Origin of the sequence: Paenochrobactrum glaciei (assembly GCF_039522165.1) — a bacterium.
Classification (GTDB): Bacteria; Pseudomonadota; Alphaproteobacteria; order Rhizobiales; family Rhizobiaceae; genus Paenochrobactrum; species Paenochrobactrum glaciei.
This window is the reverse complement of sequence record NZ_BAAADE010000001.1, coordinates 98791-120781: the sequence shown is the minus strand read 5'-3', so window position 1 is coordinate 120781 and position 21991 is coordinate 98791. Positions and strand designations below refer to the sequence as shown.

Annotated in this window: 17 protein-coding genes; 13 read left to right on the top strand and 4 right to left on the bottom strand. The window is 48.9% G+C overall.

Going from position 1 to position 21991, the window contains the following annotated elements; translation table 11 throughout:
* Positions 1–55 precede the first annotated feature (55 nt).
* A complete protein-coding gene (locus ABDZ76_RS00605; protein WP_343800032.1) occupies positions 56–1228 on the bottom strand; it encodes a cystathionine beta-lyase in 1173 nt (390 codons plus the stop codon).
* A 233-nt stretch (positions 1229–1461) separates the two neighbouring features.
* On the opposite strand from ABDZ76_RS00605, the gene ABDZ76_RS00600 reads away from it, so the two are divergent.
* The 5 genes from ABDZ76_RS00600 to ABDZ76_RS00580 all read left to right on the top strand — a co-directional run bounded on the left by ABDZ76_RS00600 (position 1462) and on the right by ABDZ76_RS00580 (position 7175).
* Positions 1462–2121 carry a phosphatase PAP2 family protein gene (locus tag ABDZ76_RS00600; RefSeq protein WP_343800030.1) on the top strand — a complete coding sequence of 220 codons (660 nt, stop codon included), beginning with the start codon at positions 1462–1464 and terminating at the stop codon, positions 2119–2121.
* A 373-nt stretch (positions 2122–2494) separates the two neighbouring features.
* Positions 2495–3544, top strand: a complete 1050-nt coding sequence (locus ABDZ76_RS00595) for an amino acid ABC transporter substrate-binding protein (RefSeq protein ID WP_343800028.1) — start codon at positions 2495–2497, stop codon at positions 3542–3544.
* A 450-nt stretch (positions 3545–3994) separates the two neighbouring features.
* Entirely contained in the window at positions 3995–5188 is a 1194-nt protein-coding gene (locus tag ABDZ76_RS00590) for an amino acid ABC transporter permease (protein WP_343800026.1), read from the top strand.
* A gap of 1 nt (position 5189) precedes the next feature.
* Positions 5190–6347, top strand: a complete 1158-nt coding sequence (locus ABDZ76_RS00585; protein ID WP_343800024.1) for an amino acid ABC transporter permease — start codon at positions 5190–5192, stop codon at positions 6345–6347.
* 21 nt (positions 6348–6368) lie between these two features.
* Positions 6369–7175, top strand: coding sequence for an amino acid ABC transporter ATP-binding protein (locus ABDZ76_RS00580; protein WP_343800022.1), 807 nt, complete (start codon positions 6369–6371; stop codon positions 7173–7175).
* 134 nt (positions 7176–7309) lie between these two features.
* Here ABDZ76_RS00580 and ABDZ76_RS00575 read toward each other — a convergent pair whose 3' ends face one another.
* A complete protein-coding gene (locus ABDZ76_RS00575; RefSeq protein ID WP_343800021.1) occupies positions 7310–10303 on the bottom strand; it encodes an Rne/Rng family ribonuclease in 2994 nt (997 codons plus the stop codon).
* Positions 10304–10338: 35 nt separating this feature from the next.
* On the opposite strand from ABDZ76_RS00575, the gene ABDZ76_RS00570 reads away from it, so the two are divergent.
* The 8 genes from ABDZ76_RS00570 (at position 10339) to ABDZ76_RS00535 (ending at position 19998) form a co-directional block, all read left to right on the top strand.
* A complete protein-coding gene (locus tag ABDZ76_RS00570; RefSeq protein ID WP_343800019.1) occupies positions 10339–10491 on the top strand; it encodes a hypothetical protein in 153 nt (50 codons plus the stop codon).
* Positions 10492–10524: 33 nt separating this feature from the next.
* A complete protein-coding gene (locus tag ABDZ76_RS00565) occupies positions 10525–10746 on the top strand; it encodes a hypothetical protein (RefSeq protein WP_343800017.1) in 222 nt (73 codons plus the stop codon).
* Positions 10747–11043: 297 nt separating this feature from the next.
* On the top strand, positions 11044–12255 hold the full coding sequence (locus ABDZ76_RS00560; protein ID WP_425541743.1) for an N-acetylmuramoyl-L-alanine amidase: 1212 nt from the start codon (positions 11044–11046) through the stop codon (positions 12253–12255).
* 385 nt (positions 12256–12640) lie between these two features.
* The gene (locus tag ABDZ76_RS00555; RefSeq protein WP_343800015.1) at positions 12641–15106 is read left to right on the top strand and encodes a penicillin-binding protein 1A; all 2466 of its coding nucleotides are present in this window, start codon (positions 12641–12643) and stop codon (positions 15104–15106) included.
* A 125-nt stretch (positions 15107–15231) separates the two neighbouring features.
* A protein-coding gene (prfB, locus tag ABDZ76_RS00550) for a peptide chain release factor 2 (protein ID WP_343800013.1) occupies positions 15232–16360 on the top strand; the annotation gives its coding sequence in 2 pieces (ribosomal slippage) (positions 15232–15300 and positions 15302–16360; 1128 coding nt in all).
* A 105-nt stretch (positions 16361–16465) separates the two neighbouring features.
* Positions 16466–18751, top strand: coding sequence for a protein translocase subunit SecDF (gene secDF / locus ABDZ76_RS00545; RefSeq protein ID WP_343800011.1), 2286 nt, complete (start codon positions 16466–16468; stop codon positions 18749–18751).
* Position 18752: 1 nt separating this feature from the next.
* Complete coding sequence (locus tag ABDZ76_RS00540) at positions 18753–19142, top strand: Mth938-like domain-containing protein (protein ID WP_343800009.1); 390 nt, start codon at positions 18753–18755, stop codon at positions 19140–19142.
* A gap of 16 nt (positions 19143–19158) precedes the next feature.
* A complete protein-coding gene (locus ABDZ76_RS00535) occupies positions 19159–19998 on the top strand; it encodes a phytoene/squalene synthase family protein (protein WP_343800007.1) in 840 nt (279 codons plus the stop codon).
* A gap of 86 nt (positions 19999–20084) precedes the next feature.
* On the opposite strand, the gene trmFO is transcribed toward ABDZ76_RS00535, so the two are convergent.
* A complete protein-coding gene (trmFO, locus tag ABDZ76_RS00530) occupies positions 20085–21491 on the bottom strand; it encodes a methylenetetrahydrofolate--tRNA-(uracil(54)-C(5))-methyltransferase (FADH(2)-oxidizing) TrmFO (RefSeq protein ID WP_343800005.1) in 1407 nt (468 codons plus the stop codon).
* A gap of 270 nt (positions 21492–21761) precedes the next feature.
* On the bottom strand, positions 21762–21908 hold the full coding sequence (locus ABDZ76_RS00525; protein WP_343800003.1) for a DUF1127 domain-containing protein: 147 nt from the start codon (positions 21906–21908) through the stop codon (positions 21762–21764).
* Positions 21909–21991: the final 83 nt, after the last annotated feature.

Sequence of the window (21991 nt, the reverse complement as noted above, 5' to 3'; positions counted from 1 at the left end):
AAAACATGTTTGAGCGGAAGAGGAAAATACGGCAAATATCAGATTATAAAGGCTTTTATGATTCGATTGCTGCGAAGCCGCGCTCCAGATCAGCGATCAGATCTTCTGGATTCTCCAATCCGATTTGCAGGCGGATAAGTGCGCCGCCATAATCTTTGCGCGAAACCGTGCGGTCATTGATATTCACAACCACCGCAAGGCTTTCATAACCGCCCCAAGAGTAGCCAAGACCGAAGATTTGCAGCGCATTGACGAATTTGCGTGCTTCTTCATCGGTCTTATTAGCAAGCACGATCGAAAATACGCCTGATGCACCGGAAAAATCGCGCTTCCATAAAGCGTGGTCAGGATGGTTTGGCAGGGCCGGATGTAGAATTTCGCCTGTCAGTGGATGCTTGTCCAGCCATTCAGCAACGGTGAGGGCGCTCTTCTGGTGGTGTTCCAGTCTGATTCCCATTGTACGCATACCGCGCAGCACCTGATAGGCGTCGTCCCCTGAAACGCAAAGACCCAAGGTGCCGTGCGTTTCAAGCAATTGTGGCCAGCAGCGCTTATTGGCCGAAACCGTGCCAAACAGAATGTCAGAATGACCGGATGGATATTTGGTGGCGGCATGGATGGAAATATCAACGCCGTAATCCAATGCACGGAAATAAACCGGCGTCGCCCATGTGTTGTCCATCATAATAATAATGTCACGGGCATGGGCAGCTTTTGCAATTGCCGGAATATCCTGGACTTCAAATGTGTTGGAAGCAGGTGATTCCGTGAAAACCACTTTTGTATTGGCTTTAAAAAGCTTTTCGATATCTGCGCCGGCATGCGGTGGATAATATTCAACCTCAATGCCGAGGCGCTTGAGAATCGTATCGGCAAAATGGCGGGTAGGATTGTAGATGGAATCAACAAAAAGCACATGATCGCCAGGGCTCAAGAAGGCCAGTAGCGGGACGGTAACAGCTGCAAGCCCTGATGGTACGCATACAGTACCTTCTGAACCTTCCAGTGCGTTGATAGCATCGCAGAGCGCGCCGGTAGTTGGTGTGCCTCTGGTGCCATAGGTATATTTCTGGCTGCCATCAATCATGCTCTCGGCATTCGGGAACAAAACAGTTGAGGCGCGCACAACAGGCGGATTAACAAAACCATGATAATCACGCGGATTATAGCCATCATGAGCAAGACGCGTGTGGATGCCGTAATTGTTCTGTCTGTCTTTATTGGTCATGGGAGCAAGCCTCGGCTATTAAATTTGCATGAATCTCTTGGCAATTGTGCATAGGTGAGCAAAAAAGAACAGCGGCTTACCTTATTTTTAGCACTGGCCATCATTATGACCATGTTGCGCTTTTGATGTGCGCTGCTGCGAAATGGAATTTAGTTTTTTAAAAGGCATTATTTATGAATGTTAAGACGTCGCAATTTTCAATAAATTATATATTCAAGAATTTTTTTGCTATTGTGAAGCAACCAAAACCATTTGGCTGGACTGCGCCGATGACATGGGCTTTATGTGTTTTGCCGGTGATTTTGTTGCTCGTACATCCATATGATGCGCAGGTGAGTGCAGCATGGACAGAGCATACAACCAAGTTTCAGCAAATATTGGCCTCATCAACCAATATGATTAAGTCAGGCTATTGGCTGGTGTTGGCGCTGTTGATTTGGGCAGGGAGTGCTTTTTATTTAAAGCAACTGGCAGGAAAGCCAGCTTCAGTACTGATCGCGCGTGCACGCGAGGCTGGACTTTATCTTTTTTTTGCAATCATTTGCGCCAGTATTCCAGTGACGCTGATCAAATATTTGGTTGGGCGTGCACGTCCGCATTTGTTGGAACAAGTGGGGCCGGAATATTTCTCACCTCTCAGTGCCAGTTATCTTTATTTAAGCTTTCCGTCAGGACATGCGATGATGGCAGGCATTTTAATGGTGTTTTCGCTTAAATTTCTGCCACGTCTCAGCTGGTTGCTGGTGCCGCTTTGTTTTTTGCTAACTTTCAGCCGTGTGGTGGTTGCAGCTCATTATCCGACCGATATTCTGGCCGGATTTACCATCGGTGTGGTTGTGAGCTTGTGGTTGTATAATTTTCTTATCTTGAGAAATATTATTTCGCGAGGCTGAAAAAATAAAAAAGAGCCGGTGATTTTTCTGTTATTTTTAGGGATAGAAAAATGGATTACCATCGGTTTATGTTATGCATCTATCTGAATTTGTGATGATTTTAACGGTTTTTATTTTTGAAAATGGTTTTAAAAAATAACGTCAATGCATGGCTGATTAATGCTAATTCCCCTTGAATTTGTGGGGTTTTGTTTCATTTCTTATAAGAAAGTTTAACACGAAATCTCTTGACCACTGGCGATTTATCGCCTTCCATGAGAAGGTGATAAGATCGACCCATATCGGTTAATAGGGCATCTACCGGGGAATTGATAAAATGCGGTACGCTCTGAGGGTTGTTCGTGGGGAAAATAATAAAAAGGTTAAACACCAAATGAAGAAAAATATTCATCAGAGCGTAGTGGGAAAAATTATTTTCGGTGCAGCATTGTCGACAGTGATGATGAGTGCCGGTGCATCGGCGGGCACATTGGAAGATGTGCAAGCCAAGGGCTTTTTGCAATGTGGCGTTAATACAGGGCTGACAGGTTTTGCCTCGCCGGATGATAAAGGCGAGTGGACAGGTTTCGATGTGGATTATTGCCGCGCTGTGGCCTCAGCCATCTTTGGCGATCCAACCAAAGTTAAGTTCACACCACTCAATGCAAAAGAGCGTTTTACGGCTTTGCAATCGGGTGAGGTGGATGTTCTGATCCGTAATACGACCTGGACAATCGGGCGTGATACATCGCTTGGTCTCGATTTTACCGGTGTGAATTATTATGACGGTCAGGGCTTCATGATCAATGCTAAAAAGCTTGCGGGCATCAATTCAGCCTTACAGCTTTCCGGCGCATCGGTTTGCGTGCAGGCAGGCACGACGACCGAGTTGAACCTGGCTGATTATTTCCGTGCCAATAAGATGGAATATAATCCGGTTGTGTTTGAGAAGGTGGATGAGGTGAATGCGGCCTATGATGCCGGTCGCTGTGATGCTTATACCACCGACCAATCCGGCCTTTATTCCATCCGTTTGCGCCTCTCCAATCCTGATGATCATATCGTCTTGCCGGAGATCATTTCTAAAGAGCCATTAGGGCCGACTGTTCGCCAAGGTGATTCCCAATGGGCGGATGTGGTGCGCTGGGTGCATTTTGCTATGCTGGATGCCGAAGAGATGGGCATTAATCAGGGGAATATCGATGAGATGAAAAACTCCGACAATCCTGAAATCAAGCGTATGCTTGGCACTGAAGCAGATACCAAGATCGGTACTGATCTGGGGCTTGAAAATGATTGGGTAGTTAAGATCATCAAGGGCGTTGGCAATTACGGCGAAGTGTTTGACCGCAATATCGGTTCAGGTAGCCCGTTGAAAATTGCTCGTGGTATCAATGCTCAGTGGACGAAGGGTGGCCTGCAATATGGCATGCCAATCCGGTAAATAACGGATTTGAGGGGCGCGGATAAGGCGGCCGTATCAGTATAATAAAATAGATACGGTCTCCTTGACGCATAAGGAATGATCTCAAAGCTCGTGTGATTTTTAGTGTGACCAATTTATAGATTGAATTTGTATTCAAACACGGGTTTTGCCGGTGCTGCTTAATCGGGCTCTATAAGCCTTAAATAAACGAATGTCTTTTAGCATGTGGTGGCTGCCCTGATCGGCCCATCATCATTAAAGACGATCATAATGATAAGGTGTTAAAGGCTTTTAAAAAGCCTTTGGCACGAATTCCGGCAAATGCAGATCATTATCATGTTTCAGGCTGTGTGCTCATAAAGGGCAGGGCAGCTGGCGGAGATAGAAGCCAACCGTGGTCACTAAAGTGACCGGGCTGGTATTGGCTACTCTTTTATCAAGCTCCGCTTAACATCTGTGAGGAAGTAAATGACCTCAGGTTTGATAGCGCATGAAACAACACAATCAGCACGCGGCTCATTACTTTATGATCCACGTATTCGCGGTATTTTTTATCAGGCGCTGGTTTTTATCGCCGTTGTCAGTTTTGTATATTGGATTGTTGGCAATACGGTTGCCAATTTGCAGAAAGCGAATATCGCATCCGGTTTTGCTTTTCTAAAAGGGCGTGCGGGCTTTGATATCAGCCAGACGATGATCGATTATACCAATGATTCCACTTATGGCCGTGCGCTGCTGGTGGGGCTGGTCAATACGCTTTACGTGGCAGCACTTGGTATTATCGTTGCTTCCGTTGTCGGTTTTTTGGTCGGTGTCGGAAGATTGTCCAATAACTGGCTGATCAGAAAAATTTGCACGGTCTATGTGGAGGTTTTCCGCAATATTCCACCTTTGCTGGTGATTTTCTTTTGGTATTTCGGTGTTATTTCTATTTTGCCTGAAGCACGGCAAAGCTTGGAATGGCCACTTCATACCTATCTGAACAATCGTGGCTTTTTCTTTCCGGCTTTTGTCTGGGGGGAAGGTGCTGGCATTGTCGGTATCGTATTTTTGTTTGGTATCGTGGCTGCATTTATTATCAGCCGCTGGTCGCGCAAACGGCGCATCCGCACAGCTCAGTCCTTTCCGACTGTTTGGGTTAATCTGGGATTGATTATCGGTTTACCATTCGTGTTCTTTCTGGCACTCGGCATGCCTTTAAGCTTTGATTATCCGAAGCTTGGCACTTTCAGCTTAAGTGGCGGTGCGCAAATCAAGCCGGAATTTATGTCACTGTTTTTAGCGCTTTCTTTTTATACGGCTGCTTTTATTGCGGAAACGGTTCGTGCTGGTGTGCTGGGGGTCAGTCGTGGCCAATCAGAAGCAGCCGAAGCGCTTGGCCTTCGATCGCGTCAGACAATGCGTTTGATCGTCATTCCGCAGGCCATGCGTATTATTATTCCGCCGCTTTCAAGCCAATATCTGAACCTGACGAAAAACTCGTCACTGGCGATTGCTATCGGTTATCCCGATCTCGTGGCTGTCGGCGGCACAGTGCTTAATCAGACAGGTCAGTCGATTGAGGTCGTGGCGATTTGGATGGTGATCTATCTTGGCATCAGTCTACTGACATCCGGCTTTATGAACTGGTTTAACGCCAAAATGGCATTGGTGGAGCGCTGATATGACCGGAGAAAACTTACTTTATGTTCGTGAAAATCTGGCACCATGCGAGCATCCGCCGGTCAATAATGTCGGTGTTTGGGCCTGGATTCGCGGCAATCTTTTATCAACACCGCTCAATACGATTTTGACCATTCTTGCCATTCTGCTTCTTTGGCTGGCCGTGCCGCCTTTAATACGCTGGCTGTTTATCGATGCAGTCTGGACGGGCACGGATCGTGTGGCTTGCCTCACCACCGAGCAAGGCGGCCAATTGGCCGAAGGTTGGAAAGGCGCATGCTGGGCTTTTGTGCAGAACAAATATCAGCAGTTTCTCTATGGGCGCTATCCAATTGATCAACGTTGGCGCGTTAATCTTACAGCCGCTTTTTTTGTCATTTTGCTGGTGCCACTGATGATTCCTTCGGTGAAGCATAAGGTGGCTAATGCCATTTTATTTTTCATATGCTTTCCGGTGCTGGCATTTATTTTTCTGGTTGGTGGCTTTTTCGGCCTGTCTTATGTCGAAACGCCATTATGGGGCGGGCTGCTGGTAACGCTTGTTTTGTCCTTTGTCGGCATTGCCATTTCACTGCCACTCGGCGTGTTACTTGCCTTGGCACGACGCTCCAATCTGCCGGTGATTAAGGCGCTCTCGATCATCTTTATTGAAACAGTGCGTGGTGTGCCGCTGGTAACAGTCTTGTTTATGGCAAGTGTGATGCTGCCGCTTTTTCTGCCGCCAGGCGTTAGCTTTGACAAATTGTTGCGCGCACTGATCGGCGTTGCCTTATTTGCTTCTGCCTATATGGCAGAGGTGGTGCGCGGTGGTTTGCAGGCAATCCCGAAAGGACAATATGAGGGCGCGGAAGCGCTGGGCTTGAGCTACTGGCACAAAACCAGCCTCATCATTTTGCCTCAGGCCTTAAAAATGGTCATTCCGGGCATTGTGAATACCTTCATCGGACTATTCAAGGACACAAGTCTTGTCTACATTATTGGTATGTTCGACTTGCTTGGGATTGTAAGGCAGAATTTTTCTGATGCGAATTGGGCGACACCGCAAACACCGGTAACAGGTTTGGTTTTTGCCGCTTTCATATTTTGGATTTTCTGTTTTGGTATGTCGCGCTATTCTATCTTCATGGAACGCCGTCTCGATACTGGCCACAAACGATAATAATTGAGGGAATAAACGGTTATGAATGCACAAGCCAATAAGATTGCAGCGCAAGCTGCCGCCAGTGAGACACCTAAAATGCAGGTTTCAAAAACCGAAGTGGCAATTGAAATCGAGCATATGCACAAATGGTACGGTGAATTTCATGTGCTGCGGGATATCAATTTGAAGGTGATGCGGGGAGAGCGCATCGTTGTTGCAGGGCCTTCAGGTTCGGGTAAATCCACGATGATCCGCTGTATCAACCGATTGGAAGACCACCAGAAGGGCAAGATCATTGTTGATGGCACAGAGCTTACCAATGATCTAAAAAAGATTGATGAAGTACGTCGCGAAGTTGGCATGGTGTTCCAGCATTTCAATCTTTTTCCGCATCTGACTATTTTGGAAAATTGCACACTGGCTCCGATCTGGGTGCGCAAAATGCCAAAAAAACAGGCAGAAGAAGTGGCCATGCATTATCTGGAACGGGTAAAAATTCCGGAGCAGGCCAATAAATATCCAGGGCAATTGTCTGGCGGTCAGCAGCAACGCGTGGCAATCGCCCGTGCGCTTTGTATGAACCCGCGCGTTATGCTGTTTGATGAGCCGACTTCGGCGCTTGATCCGGAAATGATCAAGGAAGTGTTGGATACAATGGTCGGCTTGGCGGAAGAAGGCATGACGATGATTTGCGTGACCCACGAAATGGGCTTTGCGCGACAGGTCGCCAATCGGGTGATTTTCATGGATCAGGGGCAGATTGTTGAAGAAAATGCGCCGGCAGAATTCTTTGATAACCCGCAGCATGAACGCACAAAATTGTTCTTAAGCCAGATTTTGCATTAATTGTTGACTACATGAATTGAGAAGAACGCGCCGATCATACCGGCGCGTTTTTTTATATGTTCTTATCGCAGCTGTAAAAAAAGCTCCCATGCGAAACATGGGGGCTTTTTATTTATGAAATATCAGAGCTTCGCTTAGAAGAAGCTTTTTTTCTGCCACCAGCCAGAGCGCTTGGTTGCAGGAGCTTCTTCGTTATCACTAGAGGTAATCACCGGCTGGGATGATTCCTGTGGCTGGTTCACTGGGACAGCAATTGGCTCGACCGTTTCAACGATAGGCTGTTGTTCCGGTTCTGAAGCGCCAGCGGCTGGCACATCTTGCGGAGATTCAATCGCATCTTCAGTTTCTGCCTTGGCTTTGCGGGTGCGAGGCTTACGGGCAGGCTTTTCTGCGGCTTTTGCAGGTGCTTTTTCTTCAGCCTTATCTTTGGTCGCGGTTTTACGTGCACGCGGCTTGCGGACAGGTTTTTCATCCGCGGCTGCTTCTTCCGCAACGGCTCCTGTTACTTCGACTGCAACTTCAACAGTTTCGGTAGCTTCGGCAACGACTTCAGCAACGACAACTGCTTCTTCTTCAGTCTGTGCTTTAGCTTTGCTGGTGCGGCGGCGAGCAGGCTTTTTAGCCTTTTCTTCCGTTTTTTCAGCCGCAGGTGCTACAGTTTCAGCAGGTTTTGCAGGTTCAGCTTTAACAGTCTCAACCTTGATGCTTGCTTCCGCGCTGGCAGTTGCTGCCATAGGTGCCGGACCTGGAACAGGTTCTGCTGGTGGCACATTTTTGGCCTTTTCAGCAGCTTCTTTTGCAGCCTGACGCTTGGCTTCGGCGGCTGTAAGCAGCTCTGTCCAGTCGCCAATTAATTCGGCAGCAGGCAAGTGGCTGTAATGACCATCATCACGGCGGTTTTTGCGTCCGCCACGACGGCCACGACGGCGTTTTTTACGCTGATCATCATCTGAATGGCCGTTTGCGCCTGCATTATCTGCATGACCTTCACGTTCATTCTCATTGTCGGACTGCGCATCTGCATCATGACTGTCAGCATGATTGTCACGCTCACCACGACGGCGGCGACGGCGGCGGCGACGGCGATCATTATCACTGCCGTTGGCTTCTTCCTTGTCGGAAGAAACGAGGTCAGCTTCTGCTTCGATCTCATCTTCTTCAACCGGCAGTTCAGGATCTTCAATGCCATCATCATAATAGTCTGCCGGTTGCAGGGCAGGCATGGTGATCGGACGGGTCGATGGTGCGCCTTTATCGATGACCAGATTCTGTACACCGACCGATTCATCCGCATTGATGTGGATGTTGAGGCCAAAACGGGCTTCGAGGTCTGACAAGAGCTGGCGCTTATGGTTCAGTACATAAAGGGCTGTTGATGCAGGGGTGCGAACTGAAATATCGTAACCGCTATTGCGCATCAGATAATCTTCAATAGCGCGGATCACATGCAGCGCCATGGAAGAGTCGGAGCGGATATGGCCGGTGCCGCCGCAATGCGGGCAAAGCTGCATCGTGCTTTCGAGCACAGACGCACGAATGCGCTGACGAGACATTTCCAGCAGGCCAAAATGCGAAATACGGCCAACCTGAATACGTGCCCGATCATCTTTCAGGCAGTCTTTCATTTTCTTTTCGACGGCGCGGTTATTGCGTTTTTCTTCCATATCAATGAAGTCAACAACAATAAGACCGGCAAGGTCGCGCAGACGCAACTGGCGCGCCACTTCTTCGGCTGCTTCCAGATTGGTCTGGAGAGCTGTATCTTCAATCGAATGTTCACGGGTCGAGCGACCGGAGTTAACGTCAATCGCCACCAGTGCTTCTGTCTGGTTGATGATGATGTAACCGCCGGATTTCAGCGTCACCTGCGGCAGCAACATGCGGTCAAGCTGCGCTTCAATGCCGTTGCGGGCAAAGATTGGCGATTGTTCGCGATATGGCTGCACGACACGCGCATGGCTCGGCATCAACATCCGCATGAATTCTTTGGCTTCACGATAACCGTCTTCACCGGAAACCAGAATTTCGCTGATGTCTTTATTGTAAAGGTCGCGGATCGAACGTTTGATCAGGCTGCCTTCCTCATAGACGAGGGCAGGCGCCATGGATTGCAGCGTGAGATTGCGCACATTTTCCCACATGCGCATCAGATATTCATAGTCGCGCCGGACTTCAGCCTTGGTGCGGTTGGCTCCGGCTGTACGCAAAATCACGCCCATGCCCTGCGGCACTTCCAGCTCTTTAACAATGTCTTTCAGGCGCTTGCGATCCTGAATATTGGTGATCTTGCGCGAAATACCACCGCCACGGGCAGTGTTTGGCATCAAAACGGAATAGCGGCCAGCGAGCGACAGATAGGTGGTAAGAGCCGCGCCCTTGTTGCCGCGCTCTTCCTTAACGACCTGAACCAGCAAAATCTGGCGGCGCTTGATAACTTCCTGAATGTTGTACTGGCGGCGATGCACGCGGTTATGCGTTGGCAGCTCTTCCATGGCATCTTCGGAGCCAACGGATTCGACAGTGTCATTTTCGTCATCATTGCCATTATCATGGATATCGTCATCATCATGATTGTTGGAAATGAAATCATCAGCCGGTTCTGACACGCTGTCCATGTGGATTGCATGCGGAACAGCCGGTGTGCCCGGTACATAATCGACAAATCCAGGGCCAACCGGTTCAGCGGCAGGCACAGCATTTTTAGCCGCGCTATTGTCGTAGCGGCGGTTACGGCGGCGATTGCCGCGACGGCGATCATTGCGTTCCGAACGGGCAGCAGGCGCATTGTTTTGCGGCTGTTCGTCGTGATCATCATCGTCACTGTCAGCATTGGCTGCAGCAGCGGCAGCTTCTGCTTCCATCAATGCAATACGGTCAGCTTCCGGGATCTGATAATAATCAGGATGGATTTCAGAAAACGCCAAAAAGCCGTGGCGGTTGCCGCCATATTCGACAAAGGCTGCCTGCAATGATGGCTCAACGCGGGTTACGCGTGCGAGATATATATTGCCTTTAAGTTGTTTTTTATGCTCGGATTCAAAATCAAATTCTTCGATCTTGTTGCCCCGCGTAACAATAACGCGCGTTTCCTCCGGGTGAGAGGCATCGATAAGCATCTTGTTTAACATGTTTGTTTTTCCTGCCGACAACGCGGCGCACGTCAATGGGGCGCAAGAGAACCAGTGCTTTGGTTGCTCGCTTAAGAGTGCGTCTGTCGGATGGTTCGAGGTTCTTCGAAACAGGCAATAAGGCTTCTACGCGTAACTGCCTTGCGGCGATCGCGGTTTCCTGCCTGGTAATGATCGGTCTTTGTTGACCCATATCTGTTCCGAACGAAACGACCTAAATAATGACCTGGAAATGCCAGGCCGACCTTGTTTGCCCTGTAACAGAGCTGGCGACCACGTTGAATAAAGACGCTGTCGTCCAATTAAAAAGCGGTGTGAACCGCAAAATTCTGTGCGGCAACGGCTTGGCGTTGATAGTCGCCATTTGCGCGGAAAGTCCGAGTTATAACTGCTTTCACCAGTTATTTCAGGACTTTGATTCTGCGGGCAAAACCGAAACCTAACTATGCTTTTATGACCTGTTTTCACTCATGACAAGAAGGAATATTTCTAAGCAGCCACGCAAGCACTCTGCAACTGCTTGTCGGGAGAGTCAAAATTAGCCTTTATACATAAAACATTAACTGTGATGCGTTTAGTTCAGCTCTGGTTTGCTCTGACAATTTTCTTGGTCGAAATATCGACACAAGTATAATCTAGATGCATCTCTCTCAGAGCTTACTTTATATATGTTCGTCAAAAATCCTTGATAAAAAGCGGGTTTTAAAAAAGCAATCGGTTCAGTCTTGTCACATTATGGTATGGTAATGCGTTCTTTTTTGGGAATGATTTTAAGTCTTGGAATTATTTTTTTCCTAAGCATTCAGGCTGCTATGGCGGCTCCCGTTTCTGCTTTAACATTCCGTATGGCTGGCGATGAATTACGCACACGTGTTGTCGTTATGTTTGATGAGAAGCCGGATGTGAGGCCAATTTTGTTTTCTAAGCCGCATCGTCTCGTGATGGAACTGAGTGAAACGCGTTTTGGTTTTGACGAGAAATCACTGACCCCGCGCGGTCTGGTTTCATCCGTGCGTTATGGTTTGGCAGGTGAGGGGCGCTCACGCTTGATATTGTCGCTTATCGGGCCGTTCAAGCTTGAAAATATGAATGTCATCAAAAACGAGAATGCCCCTGGTTATCGTATGATGGTTGACATTGTTGCCAGTTCCGATCGGGAATTTGCCGATGCACTGGCTGCACAAAACAGCAAGAGTAATGTAAGTCCGGCGCAGGCCGCAAAAGATAAGAAGACGCGTGAGCAACAAAAGGCTGCTAAAAAATTCACTATTATGCTTGATGCCGGTCACGGCGGAATTGATAGTGGTGCTGAAGGCGTCACCGGTCTTAAAGAAAAAGATGTGACGCTGGCCTTTGCCCGTGATTTGCGTGACCGGCTTGAGAAAGAAAAAGACTTTCAGGTTTTTATGACGCGGGATGAAGATGTGTTTTTACGCCTCGGCGAGCGCGTGCGTCTTGCACGTCAGCATGAGGCTGATCTTTTTATCTCCATTCATGCTGATAGTGTGCCCCAGCACTATATTCGTGGCGCGACCGTTTATACGATTTCCGACAAAGCATCGGACTCGGTGGCGCGTGCAATGGCAGAGCGTGAAAATAGATCAGACGAATTCGCCGGTATTGTGCCGGAAGATCTGCCGGAAGTTACTGATATTCTGCTTGATCTTACCCGTCGTGAGACACACGGTTTTTCTCTGAAATTTGCCGATAAGGTGGTTAAATCACTGGAGGGCGAGATCAGTCTGATTAATAATCCGCATCGTTTTGCCGGTTTTCAGGTGTTGCGTGCACCGGATGTTCCATCCGTTTTGGTGGAAATGGGTTATTTGTCAAATAAAGAAGACGAAAAACTAATCACTGATCCGGCATGGCGTCAGCTCTTTGCCGAGCGTCTGGTGGTGGCGATCAAGCATTTTGCAACGCTGAAAACCAGTCTGTCACCGATTCCATGATCCGGGTGAGGTGGTTGCTTAATTTAGGCAACTGGCAAAATATTTGATTTCTTTTTAACTTGTGTGATTTAAACTTCACCTCAAATAAACCATTGTTCGGGTGCGATAAATGGCAGCAAGAGCTTTTGTAAATTGCTGCAATTTTGCACATCCGGCAGATAAAGTGGCTTGAAGTTCGTAATTTTAAGTTAAAAGTTCATAAATGATCTTGCCTTTGACGTAATTGCACTTCACTACCTGCGGTCAAGTGTCGTGAGCGTGCTGCTAATGCGTTAAGGGCTGTTGACGAAGACGCATGATGCGAATGCATGTGACGGAAATTAAACTGATTGGTTGTCAATTGAAGGCAGCTGTTTGGTGATACGGAAGGTAGGATTCCGGGTTTATGGTACGACTTATCGGATATTTCTTCGGCATTGGTGCCGTATTCATGCTTATGGTTGCTGGTGCCGTTGCGGTTTTCATCGGCAAAATAAACAAGGAACTGCCCGATTACGAAGTTCTGGAGAAGTATGAGCCTCCTGTGATGACGCGTGTCCATGCGTCTGACGGTAGTTTGATGGCTGAGTTTTCCAGAGAGCGTCGTTTGTACCTGCCGATTCAGGCTGTTCCTGATCGCGTGAAAGCTGCCTTTGTCTCTGCTGAAGACAAAAATTTCTATCATCATAATGGCGTGGACATTGGCGGTGTTGCACGTGCCATGGTCAATAACGTGAAGGGGCTTGGCAGTGGTCGTCGCCCTGAAGGTGCTTCGACGATCACACAGCAGGTAGCTAAAAACTTTCTGTTGAGCACCGAGCAGACTTATGACCGTAAAATCAAAGAAGCGATTTTGGCTATGCGTATTGAGCAGGCCTATTCAAAAGATCGTATCCTTGAGCTGTACCTGAATGAAATTTTCTTCGGGATGGGTGCTTATGGTATCGCAGGTGCCGCACTGACCTATTATGATAAAGCGGTTGGTGAGTTGACTATCTCTGAGATGGCCTATCTGGCAGCTTTGCCGAAAGGACCTGCCAACTATCATCCGTTCCGCCAGCCGGAACGCGCTGTGGAGCGTCGCAATTACGTAATCGACCGTATGGCCGAAAACGAATATATCACAATTGAAGAGGCAGAAGCTGCCAAAGCTGAACCTTTGCATGTGAATATTCGTCAGACTGCAAAATATCTCTTTGCATCTGAATATTTCACCGAAGAAGTTCGCCGTCAGATTATCGCCAAATATGGTGACAAAGCGCTTTATGAAAGCGGCTTGTCTGTTCGCACCACCTTGGATCCGGCCATGCAGGTTATGGCACGCAATTCATTACAGTCAGCTTTGCTGCGTTATGATGAAGTGCGCGGTTATCGTGGTGCCTATAAACATATTGAGCTTGGCTCCGACTGGGGTGTGCCGCTTGGCGAAATCTCTGCATTTTCCGATGTGCCGGAGTGGCAATTGTCGGTGGTGCTCAATGTTTCTTCAACTGGTGCGGATATTGGCTTGCAGCCATCACGTGAAGCATCAGGTGCGCGCTCCAAGGAGCGCAAACAAGGCTTTATCGCTGCCGATGATATGAAATGGGCGATGCGCGTCATGGTTATTGACGGCAAGCGCACCAGTGCCAAGTCGCCGGAAGGCGTCCTTAAAGTCGGCGATGTGGTTTATGTTTCCTCGAAAAAAGGAAGCGAGACTGCGTTCCGTTTGCAGCAGCCGCCGAAAGTTGAAGGCGCTATGGTTGCGATGGATCCGCATACTGGCCGCGTGCTGGCTATGAGCGGTGGTTTCTCCTTCTCCGAATCCGAATTTAACCGCGCAACGCAGGCTTATCGACAGCCGGGTTCGTCCTTTAAGCCGTTCGTTTATGCAGCAGCGCTTGATTATGGTTACACGCCGGCATCCGTTGTTCTGGATGGGCCGCTGGAGATTAATCAAGGTGGTTCGCTGGGTATTTGGGCGCCTAAAAACTATTCCGGTAAATTCTCCGGCCCTTCAACTCTGCGCTATGGTATTGAGCAATCGCGTAACGTGATGACCGTTCGTCTGGCGCAAGATATGGGCATGAATGTTGTTGCTGAATATGCAGAGCGTTTTGGCATTTATGATAAGATGCTGCCAGTTCTTTCCATGTCACTTGGTGCGGGCGAAACGACCGTTCTGCGTATGGTTACTGGTTATTCTGTAATGGCCAATGGCGGACGCAGTATTGAGCCTTCAATGATTGACCGTATTCAGGATCGTTACGGTAAGACCATTTTCAAGCATGACAGCAGAAAATGTGAAAATTGTAATTCGGAAGCCTGGTCAAATCAGGATGAGCCGGAGTTGATTGATGATCGTGATCAGGTGCTTGATCCGATGACCGCCTATCAGATTACATCGATGATGGAAGGTGTTGTTGCTCGTGGTACTGCTCGCGTGCTGCAAGATCTCAAACGTCCGGTTGCTGGTAAAACCGGTACAACCAACGATGAAAAAGATGCGTGGTTTGTAGGCTTTACGCCTGATCTGGTCGTTGGTGTTTATGTTGGTTATGACAATCCGACGCCGCTTGGCCGTGGTAGCACCGGTGGTGCATTGGCGGTTCCTATTTTCAAGAACTTCATGGAACAGGCAATGGTCGGCAAGCCTAAATCTGAGTTCCGTGTACCGGAAGGTATGATGATGATTCCGATCAACCGTCGCACAGGTATGCGTACAGCATCTGGTTCGGGTGATGCTTTCATGGAAGCTTTCAAACCGGGGACTGGGCCTGCCGATTCTTATTCGGTTATCGGTATGGGTGATTTCCAAGAGGGTTCACCAATTGCGCCGAGCTCACCGCAAGCAACGCGTGCGCTTTCGTCCGGTTCCGGCGGATTGTATTAACACTACAAATTCTTTACAGGCTTTGATGAGGTGACTATGTTGCCTCATCATTTGTTTGATAAATGAAGCATAAGAGCAGATAGCTGCTTTTGAAATTTGAGAATAGATTAAGGAATATAAAGCGAATGCGCGCTGAAATTGAGAGCTTGGTCGACGAAATCAAGCAGGCCATAAGCCTGCTGAGGAGGCATCTTTGACTGGGATCAGTCCATTAAACGGCTGGGTTATTTAAACCAGCGCGCAGAAGATCCAACCCTTTGGAATGATGCACAAGAAGCGCAGAAGCTCATGCGTGAGCGTCAGCAGCTTGATGACAGCATCAATGGCATCAAATATCTGACCCAGACCTTGCAGGACAGCATTGAGCTGATCGCGATGGGTGAGGAAGAGGGTGATAAGTCGATTATCGCTGATGCAGAAGATGCTATCCGTGCACTGAAAACCGATATCGCTAAACGCCAGATCGATATGCTTTTGTCGGGTGAAGCTGATCCGAACGACACTTATGTAGAAGTTCATGCCGGTGCCGGTGGCACGGAAAGTCAGGACTGGGCTTCGATGTTGCTGCGCATGTACACGCGCTGGGCAGAAAAGAGCGGTCGTAAGGTTGAGCTGCTTGAAATTCACGATGGTGAAGAAGCCGGTATCAAATCAGCAACGCTGCTGATTAAGGGGCATAATTCTTACGGCATGATGAAAACCGAATCCGGTGTGCATCGTCTGGTTCGTATTTCGCCTTATGATTCCAATGCGCGTCGTCATACATCCTTTTCCAGCATCTGGGTCTATCCGGTGATTGACGATAATATTGAAGTGGATGTCACCGAAGCTGATGTTCGCATTGATACGTATCGCGCATCGGGTGCCGGTGGGCAGCACGTTAACACAACGGACTCTGCTGTGCGTATTACGCATATTAAGTCCGGCATTGTGGTTCAGTGTCAGTCGGAACGTTCGCAGCATAAAAACCGTGCAACCGCATGGTCGATGTTGCGTGCTCGTCTCTATGAAGAAGAGCTGAAAAAACGTGAAGAAGCTACCAACGCTATGACGGCTTCCAAAACCGATATCGGTTGGGGACATCAGATCCGTTCTTATGTCTTGCAGCCTTATCAGTTGGTCAAGGATTTGCGTACCGGCGTGGAAAGCACAAATCCGCAAGAAGTGCTTGATGGTGCTGTGACACCGTTTATGGAAGCATCACTTGCGCATCGCATCAGCGGCAGTGACGTGGTGGTCGAAGATATCGACTAATCGCTGAACTTGGCTGAGCCGATTATTAAGTGTTGCAGGGCGGGATTGCATAGTGCTGTTTCGCCCTGCATCATATGTATCTGACAAATATGGATTCGCAGTTTCATGCTCTATTTTTCGCGCTGGAAAGCCGCTCTGATCTGGTTGGTCGTCTTCATGGGCGTTATCTTCGCCTTACCCAATCTTTTCTCGCGTGATACATTAGACGGGCTGCCGAATTTCCTGCCGAAAAAGCAGGTCTCTCTTGATCTGGATCTTTCCGGCGGCTCGAGACTGATTGTTCAGTCATCCAAGAGTTCCGAAAAGGTCGTCGATAAAACGGTTGAGATTTTAAACAATCGTTTGAAAGAGATGGGCTATACCGACTCGCTTGTAGAAAAAGAACGCAGCAAAGGGCAAATCCTTGTCGAAGTGCGCGGTATCTATGACATCGAGTTGCTTAAGGATATTTTGAGTGCAAGTGGCGCAGTTTCCTTTCACGAGGTTGATGCGTCTATGTCACCGGATGAGGCCATTCGCGGCACGCCACCTGAAGGTGATATTGTTGTCTATTCGTTTGATGATCCGCCGGTCGGCTATTTATTGGTGAAAAAACCGGCGTTAACAGGCGAAGATATTCTTGATGCACAAGCAGGTTATGCTGCAGATGGCACAACACCTGTTATTACGATCAAGCTCAGTCCTGAAGGTCGTCAGGCTATGGCGGAGTTGACTGAGCGGAGCGTGGGCCGGGCATTTACCGTAGTTGTTGATCGTCAGGTTATTTCTGCACCTGTAGTGCAAGCAAAAATTGACACTGATGAACTGCAATTAACCGGCTCTTTTGATTATGATGTCGCAAGTAATCTGGCGGTTGTTTTGCGGGCAGGTGCTTTGCCAGCAAGCGTGAGCGTGCTTGAAGAACGTACTATTACCTCGGCATTGGGTGCGGATTATGCCAGTGCTGCAGCCGTTGCGGCTTCCATGGCCGCCGTTCTTGTCGGCCTCTTTATGATCCTTTCTTACGGCACTTTGGGCGTGTTGGCGATGATTGCGGTTGCGGTCAACATCATTCTGCTGGTTGCTATTTTGTCGATTATCGGCGCCTCTGTCAGTATGGCAAGTGTTGCCGGTCTGGTGCTGACCATTGGTATGGCGGTGGATGCCAATGTGCTGATTTATGAGCGCGTGCGGGAAGACCGCCGTCATGGTTATTCTGTTGTTCAGGCAATGGAATCCGGCTTTTACCGTGCGCTTTCAACCATTGTTGACGCGAACCTCACCACATTGATTGCGGCTGTTGTGCTGTTCATTTTAGGGAGCGGTGCTGTTTATGGTTTTGCCGTAACTGTCACGATTGGTATCGCAACAACGCTTTTCACAACATTGACCTTCACACGTTTGCTCATTTCGCAATGGGTTCGCATTGTAAAGCCGAAGGAAGTTCCAAAACGCCGTTTGAAGCTGGTGCCGACTGTCACCCGTATTCCATTTATGCGTTTACAGTTCCTGACACTTGGTGTTTCGGTTCTGGCTTGTGCGATTGTTTTGGCGCTTTTCGTCAATATCGGGTTTAACTATGGTGTTGATTTCCGCGGCGGTGCAATGGTCGAATTGCAAGCGCGTGAAGGCGATGCAGATCTCGTTGATATCAGCGAACGCCTTTCTGAACTCAATATCGAGAGTGCTCGTGTCATGCAGACAGAGACTTCCAATTCAGCACTCGTGTTGATTGGTAGTCAGGAAGTGGGTGACGAAGCAGATCAAACCATCGCCGTGAAACTTCGCGATGAGTTTGGCAAAGAATATATGTTCCAGCGCGTTGAAGTGGTGGGGCCGACCGTTTCCGAACAGTTGAGTAATGCCGGACTTCTGGCGGTGACTTTGTCTCTACTCGGTATCTTTATCTATGTCTGGTTACGCTTCCGTTGGCAGCTTGCTTTTGGTGCGGTGATTGCCACCGTGCATGATGTCATCATTCTGGCAGGCATGTTTGTTGTCTTTGGCATGGAGTTCAATCTATGGAGTGTCGCAGCAATCCTGACGATTATCGGCTACTCGCTCAATGATACGATCGTGATTTATGACCGTATCCGTGAAAACCTTCGCCGTTATCAGAGTGCGCCATTGCCAGCGATTATCGATGCTTCGATTAACCAGACATTGTCACGTACCATTCTGACCTCTTTTGTAACCTTCCTTGCGCATGTGCCGCTTTATGTGTTCGGCGGTGAGGATATTCGCAACTTTGCGCTGGCACTCAGTGTTGGTATCATTGTGGCAAGTTATTCATCTATCTTCATTGCAGGTCCATTGCTGGTGCAGTTTGGTTTGAAACCGCGCAGCCCGCGTCAGGAAGGCGATGATGATATGGGTGACGAGCTTTCTCAGTCGCTGAATTTGGAGAGCTGATATGTCTTCCGGCATTCAGATGCGTGAGGCGCATTTCCCTGGACGTGCGCCCATCGATGCTTATGGCAATGGTGGTTTCCGCTTTGCCGAAATGTCTCATAAAGGCTCCATCATGTGCCTGCCAAGCGGTGTGCATGGTTGGGAGCCGAAAGCGGCCCCCTTGCTGGCTGTCGATGACCTGAAACTCATTCTTGAGCAGGCCAATGATATTGAAATTCTGCTGGTTGGCACAGGAATGGATTTACGCCGCATTCCGGCGGAGGTGCGTGAATTGCTGCGTGCCCATTATATCTCTTCTGATCCGATGAGTACTGGTGCAGCTGTGCGCACATATAATGTGCTTTTGGCGGAAGACCGTGCCGTGGCCGCAGCGCTGATCGCTGTCGAATAATATGCAAGCGGATAAAATGCAGGATAATGAACTTTATTGCCTGAACCTGTTGGCTCAAGCGGATAAAGACCGCTACCTTTCATTGCTTTATGCGCCGGAAGCTAAGCGCGGTGCTTTGGCCGCGCTCTATGCGTTTAATGTGGAAATTGCCCGTATTCGTGATGTCGCCAAAGATGCCTTGCCGGGTGAGGTACGCCTGCAATGGTGGCGTGATCTCATTAATGGTGCCGGGCATGGCGAAACAGAAAGCCATCCGGTGGCGGCCTGTTTGATGGCAACGATAAAGCAATATTCGCTGCCGTTACATGTCTTTGATGCCTATTGCGAAGCGCGGATTTTCGATCTTTATAACGATCCGATGCCAGCGCGTCATGATCTGGAAGGTTATTGCGGCGAGACGGCATCCGTTCTGATACAGATGGCGGCAAGTATTCTTGATACGGACAGAGCGCCGCAGTTCAGCGAGGCCGCAGGCCATGCCGGTGTTGCGCAAAGCATTGCAGGTTTGTTGCGGTTGATGCCGCTTCACCGTGCTCGCAGCCAGATCTATATGCCAGCAGATATCATGCAGGCGGTAGGGCTTGATGCTGACACCTATCTGGGCTCTGGCCATGAGGCTGAAAAGACTAACTTAGTGCGCGCCATGATCGCTTTGGCAGATGAGCATTTTGCAGCCTATAAAAAAGCTGCGCGCGGGTTGCCTGCCAGTTTGAAACCTGCATTTTTGCCGGTCAGTCTGGTGCCGTCCTATTTGCGGAGCTTGAGCCACAATGCGGATAAGGCGACAACTGAAATCAACGATATTTCCCCGCTTCGCCGTCAATGGACCATGATGAAAGCCGGATTGATCGGCTGAATAGATTTTATCCGATAAGACAATAAAAAACGGGCAAGACTATTATCATCAGTCTTGCCCGTTTCATTTGTGCGATGGGAAAAAGTTTAAAGTGCTGATTTTTCCAGCCAGTTTTTCCAATCTTCCAATGCACGAGCGCTCATGGCGCGTTTTTTGGCAATGGTTTTCTCTTTGCCGCGCAGACGCTTGCCTTCGGTTTTTACCACTTCAACAGGTGGGAAAAGGCCGAAATTGACATTCATTGGCTGGAAAGAGCGTTTGCCCGGTTCCTCATCGCTGACAAGATGGCCGCCGGTAATGTGGCCAAGCAAAGCGCCAAAGCCGGTGGTGAGGGGCGGAATTTCCAACTCTTTGCCCAACACTTCAGCCGCAGTAAAGCGTCCGGCAAGCAAACCGATGGCGGATGATTCCACATAGCCTTCACAACCGGTGATCTGACCGGCAAAGCGCAATTGCGGGCGTGATTTCATCCGCAATTTACCATCAAGCAGCACTGGTGAGTTGAGATAGGTGTTGCGGTGCAAGCCACCAAGACGGGCAAATTCAGCATTTTCTAAGCCGGGGATCATACGCAGAATGGCTGTCTGGTCGCCGTAGCGCAGCTTGGTCTGGAAGCCAACCATGTTGTAAAGCGTGCCAAGCGCATTATCTTGGCGCAATTGCACCACTGCATAAGGCTTAACGGTCGGGTTATGCGCATTGGTCAGTCCCATTGGCTTCATCGGGCCGTGGCGTAATGTTTCTGACCCGCGCTCTGCCATGATTTCAATCGGCAGACAGCCATCAAAATAAGGCGTGCCTTCCCATTCTTTGAAATCAGTCTTTTCGCCGCCAATCAGAGCCGCAATAAAGGCTTCATACTGCTCTTTATCCATCGGGCAGTTGATGTAATCTTTGCCGGTGCCGCCAGGGCCTACTTTGTCATAACGGGACTGGAACCAGCAGACATCCATATTGATGCTGTCAAAATGGATGATCGGGGCAATCGCGTCAAAAAATGCCAGCGCATTAGTATCGGTTTCAGCGGCAATGGCATCGGCCAGCGAGGCGGCGGTCAGCGGGCCGGTCGCAATAATGGTTGTGCCCCATTCTTGCGGTGGCAGGCCGGACACTTCACCGCGCTCAAGTGTGATAAGCGGATGATTTTCAAGCTTTTGTGTGACAGCCAGTGAAAAGCCGTCACGGTCAACTGCCAGAGCGCCACCGGCAGGCACCTGATTGGCATCGGCGCAAGCCATGATCAGTGAATTCGCCATGCGCATTTCGGCATGAAGCACGCCGACTGCATTGGTTTCAGCATCATCTGAACGGAAGGAGTTGGAGCAAACGAGCTCTGCCAGATGATCGGTTTTATGGGCATCGGTGCCGCGCACAGGGCGCATTTCATGCAAGATCACCGGAACGCCGGCCTCAGCCAGCTGCCATGCGGCTTCGGAACCTGCAAGCCCGCCGCCGATAATGTGAATTGGGGAGTGAGAAACTGTGTTTGACATGAGCGCGTTCTTACTCTCTTTCAAAGAAATCAGCAATCACCGGTGATCTGGTTTGGCTCTTGGCTGTGATAATTTTTTGAAAAGTAAAAAGATACTGTCTGTTACAGATGAGCTTGAAACGAATAATGCCCGCCACATGAAAATGCGACGGGCATTATTTCTGTCAGGCTAGCGTGGGAGGAGGGTCGCTAACCCGAAACTGCTATAATAGGGAGGAGGGATATATAGCAGTGAATTATTGTAAATACGCAAGTATTTACCTAAGTATTATTAGCGTTTGTTAGCCTGGCGGGCTACATATGGAATGTCTGAACGAGAAATTCCAAGATCATTGAGTTCGCGGTTGCTCAAAATGCTAAGTTCTGCAACTGTCGAACGGTAACGGCGCCAGTTATTGAATGAGCGCATAATGTTCATTTCTTCTGTCTCCGGTTGAATTACTGTAGATCAGTGTTTGATCGATGAGTTGTATATAGGCCATATATTTTAAATTGGGAGAG

What these genes read in the sequence shown, in the direction of transcription:
- ABDZ76_RS00595 (WP_343800028.1), top strand. Translation starts at nt 2,495, where the DNA reads ATGAAGAAAAATATTCATCAGAGCGTAGTGGGAAAAATTATTTTCGGT.
- ABDZ76_RS00605 (WP_343800032.1), bottom strand. Translation starts at nt 1,228, where the DNA reads ATGACCAATAAAGACAGACAGAACAATTACGGCATCCACACGCGTCTT.
- ABDZ76_RS00540 (WP_343800009.1), top strand. Translation starts at nt 18,753, where the DNA reads ATGTCTTCCGGCATTCAGATGCGTGAGGCGCATTTCCCTGGACGTGCG.
- ABDZ76_RS00535 (WP_343800007.1), top strand. Translation starts at nt 19,159, where the DNA reads ATGCAGGATAATGAACTTTATTGCCTGAACCTGTTGGCTCAAGCGGAT.
- ABDZ76_RS00590 (WP_343800026.1), top strand. Translation starts at nt 3,995, where the DNA reads ATGACCTCAGGTTTGATAGCGCATGAAACAACACAATCAGCACGCGGC.
- ABDZ76_RS00565 (WP_343800017.1), top strand. Translation starts at nt 10,525, where the DNA reads ATGACCTGGAAATGCCAGGCCGACCTTGTTTGCCCTGTAACAGAGCTG.
- secDF (WP_343800011.1), top strand. Translation starts at nt 16,466, where the DNA reads ATGCTCTATTTTTCGCGCTGGAAAGCCGCTCTGATCTGGTTGGTCGTC.
- ABDZ76_RS00570 (WP_343800019.1), top strand. Translation starts at nt 10,339, where the DNA reads ATGGGGCGCAAGAGAACCAGTGCTTTGGTTGCTCGCTTAAGAGTGCGT.
- ABDZ76_RS00560 (WP_425541743.1), top strand. Translation starts at nt 11,044, where the DNA reads ATGGTAATGCGTTCTTTTTTGGGAATGATTTTAAGTCTTGGAATTATT.
- ABDZ76_RS00525 (WP_343800003.1), bottom strand. Translation starts at nt 21,908, where the DNA reads ATGAACATTATGCGCTCATTCAATAACTGGCGCCGTTACCGTTCGACA.
- trmFO (WP_343800005.1), bottom strand. Translation starts at nt 21,491, where the DNA reads ATGTCAAACACAGTTTCTCACTCCCCAATTCACATTATCGGCGGCGGG.
- ABDZ76_RS00555 (WP_343800015.1), top strand. Translation starts at nt 12,641, where the DNA reads ATGGTACGACTTATCGGATATTTCTTCGGCATTGGTGCCGTATTCATG.
- ABDZ76_RS00585 (WP_343800024.1), top strand. Translation starts at nt 5,190, where the DNA reads ATGACCGGAGAAAACTTACTTTATGTTCGTGAAAATCTGGCACCATGC.
- ABDZ76_RS00580 (WP_343800022.1), top strand. Translation starts at nt 6,369, where the DNA reads ATGAATGCACAAGCCAATAAGATTGCAGCGCAAGCTGCCGCCAGTGAG.
- ABDZ76_RS00575 (WP_343800021.1), bottom strand. Translation starts at nt 10,303, where the DNA reads ATGTTAAACAAGATGCTTATCGATGCCTCTCACCCGGAGGAAACGCGC.